This window comes from Candidatus Hydrogenedentota bacterium (assembly GCA_019695095.1).
Taxonomy (GTDB): Bacteria; Hydrogenedentota; Hydrogenedentia; order Hydrogenedentales; family SLHB01; genus JAIBAQ01.
On record JAIBAQ010000367.1, the window covers coordinates 1 to 3,100 of the forward strand.

The 3,100-nt window shown below is 58.9% G+C and carries 3 protein-coding genes; all 3 read left to right on the forward strand.

Going from position 1 to position 3,100, the window contains the following annotated elements; translation table 11 throughout:
- Window positions 1-401 precede the first annotated feature (401 nt).
- Complete coding sequence (locus K1Y02_26435; GenBank protein ID MBX7259920.1) at window positions 402-815, forward strand: hypothetical protein; 414 nt, start codon at window positions 402-404, stop codon at window positions 813-815.
- Between the two features lie 65 nt (window positions 816-880).
- Window positions 881-2,047 (forward strand): lipase family protein, encoded by a 1,167-nt coding sequence (locus K1Y02_26440; GenBank protein MBX7259921.1) that lies wholly within the window; start codon window positions 881-883, stop codon window positions 2,045-2,047.
- A 498-nt stretch (window positions 2,048-2,545) separates the two neighbouring features.
- Window positions 2,546-3,100: transposase (locus K1Y02_26445; protein ID MBX7259922.1), on the forward strand; the 555-nt coding region annotated here is incomplete at its 3' end.

Sequence of the window (3,100 nt, forward strand, 5' to 3'; positions counted from 1 at the left end):
ACCTACCGCTTCAACCGGCGTTTCGATCTGGCCAGCATGGTGGCACGACTCGGCAAGGCTGCCGCACACACGCCGCCTATGCCGCATCGGCTCGTTAAGCTGGCTGAGGTTCATTGGTAATCAGGTCGCGGAATGACTTCCGGGATACCAACGGTCTCGCTCACTCAGTCTAGCCTATCGAGAGAATACGGAATGGGGATATTGCGGTTGATTGACGCCGAAGCCGGCAAGCGTTAAATTCCCCCCAAATTAAGGAACCGCTCCAGCTTTCTATGCGCCGCAGCATTCTTCGATCCACCGGAAAAAAGGTGCCGTCGCGGCGATTGACGGGGGACCAGGCATCGCGATTCATTCGCGGATGCGTGGTCGCAGTTCTTGTATTGCTTGGGAGTCCAGCGACTTTGGCGCGCACATTGACATTGTTTTCCGAAGTGGAAGGCGTAATTCTTCAAGGCGGAAAGCCGATCCCGGGTGTTGAAGTTGAGCGCCGCTACGTCTGGCATTGGAAGGATCAGAAGGGAGAAGACAGGGCGATAACAGGGCAGGATGGCCGGTTTCGATTCCCCGCAATAACCGGGTCAAGCTTTCTCGGTTCCCTGATCCCGCACGAACCGGTGGTTCAGCAATCGATTACCCTCCGGCACGGCGGAGGAGAACTGTTGCTTTGGAAATTCACCAAGCACAATTACGATGCAACTGGAGAGATTCCGGGCCGTCCGTTGCGAATGCGTTGCGACGTGGGCGATAAACCCGCTTATCATCTCGTCGATGAGAAATTGAAATTGGGTTATAGCGGCATCTGTACCCTGGAATAGCTCAGCCGGACAGCGCGAAAGCATTGCTTCCCAGATAGACAATGACATTGTTTGGGTGACCGCCTATGGAATACTTGACGCCCGATATCACCTCGGTTCTTGCGCGAGACGTGTATGACCTGAGGCTCGACGACGACTTGAGCGCATTGGGTGCCTCCGTGCCGCAATGGCTTGGCGAGTTCAATCCTCCGCAACGCATGACAGGCACCTCGGGTGCATTTCTTCGATCACGCTCCGGTTTTGGTTTTTTTTCGTCCGGTCGTGGGAAACGGGCGCGCGAGGCGCTTGTGGTCATGCGGGGTACCGCAACGCTCGCTGACGGACTCACGGATTTGAGTTGCGGGGTCCAGTTGGGGCCTCGGGGATTCTTGGTGCATTCAGGCTTTAACGAGACGTTCGATTCGTTGCGCGAGCAACTGAACGCATGCTTTGGCGCACCAGAAAACCGCGGGGTATCTCACGTCCATTGTGTCGGTCACAGCCTCGGCGGAGCCCTTGCGACGCTGGTCGCGGATTACGCGCGGGCGAGGGGGTTGCGTGCATCGCTCTATACGTTCGGAAGCCCGAGGGTAGGCTACGCGGCTTTCAGTTCCCAGCTCACGGACGCACTGGGACCTGACGACATTTTTCGTGTGTATCACGCCAACGATCCGGTAAGCATGGTGCCACTGTTCCCGTTCCTGCACGCTCCGGATCGCGGACAAGTAGTCATGTTGCCGGCGAAGTACCATGCGTATGACTTTTCGGCACATTCAATGAACGGCTACGTATCAGACGTTTCCGGCAGGGGGTGGCGTGAGATGCGCTGCGGGGCGACGAACTGGCTTGAACGGCTCGATAGCAATGTGCGATTGTGGTTGGACTCCGGGGACCGGTCGGTTCTTTCGCATTATGGCGGTAACATTTTGTGGTTTCTTGGAAAGGCGTTACTCCAGCTGTTGCGTGTTGCCCTGAGCGTTGAAAGTACGGGACTTCAGGTGCTGGTCAGCGCCGGGTTCACATTGGTTGATTCGATCGCATGGTTGCTTGGGCGCGCGGCGCTCTTGAAGAAGGAAGTCGGTACGATGCTGGAGCGCATCCTGAAGGCGCTGATGACAGCCCTCGGTCGCAGCATCGAAGGAATTCAGGACGTTACCGTCGCAGTCCTGCGGTTCTCAATTGGGTTGCTTCTGGGCAGTATCAGCAACCAGGTCACCCGTGCGATCGCGATTGCACACGGAGCGTCGAGATAACGGGCGTCGATTGGAATTGCTGCAAAGCCCTTTCTGGTCATCCTCGGTGACGAAAAAGCGGCGCCGATTCTTCGGCGCGTTGTCGTTCATCGTCCCGGCCACTGGCGCATGGCGCCCCATGCAGCGCCGGGAGGCGGGTTCATGGGGTCCGTCCGGCTTGGTCTCTCGGAACCGCCCTTTGATCCCCAACCTGGCGAGTTTTTCGATGTAGTGCCAGTCGGAGGCGCTGCGCGAGGCGATAGAGGTGAGGTAAGGCGTTTGAACCCAATTATGGCCGTCACCCCGAATCTCATGTCAGGCTGAGTAGCCTCTGGGGCGTAAGCCGGAATAGCACGTCACGTGAGGCCGTGGGGTGCTCGATGAGCCGGTCGACGCCGAATTCGAAGGAGCCGGGGCGGAGTATTCCGGTGTGAATATCGCTGGCAGTTCAATGCTGTTCTGGACGCCGCGCTAGGAGTCTGGGCGGCAGAAGGGGTGAGCGGTCTGGTATAAGGGGAGATGGCCGCGAACTATCTCCCCTACGAACCCCGGCAAATGCTGTTGATGCCGGAGGCGTTCCAAGAGTGGCTGCCCGAAGGGCACCTGGCGCACTTCATGAGTGACACCGTGGATGCCCTGGAATTGAGGGCGTTCCATGCGCGCTACGACAAGGATGGGCCGCGCAATCAGCCGTTCCATCCGGCGATGATGGTCAAGGTGCTGCTGTACGGCTACGCCACGGGCGTGTTCAGTTCGCGCAAAATCGCCCGGAAGCTGCATGAGGACGTGGCGTTTCGCGTGCTGGCGGCGGGCAACTTTCCGGCCCATCGCACGATCCGCGACTTCCGTGCCTTGCATCTGAAGGAACTGTCGGAGTTGTTCGTGCAGGTCGTGCGCTTGGCGCGCGAGATGGGGCTGGTCAAGCTGGGCACCATTGCGGTGGACGGTACCAAGGTTAAGGCCAACGCCAGCCGCCACAAGGCGATGAGCTACGAACGCATGGTGGCCGCCGAGCGCGAACTCAAGGCGCAGATCGACGCATTGCTGGAGCGTGCCCGGCGTGCGGACGAGGTG

Coding starts and splice junctions, on each gene's coding strand:
- K1Y02_26440 (MBX7259921.1), top strand. CDS start 881: ATGGAATACTTGACGCCCGATATCACCTCGGTTCTTGCGCGAGACGTG.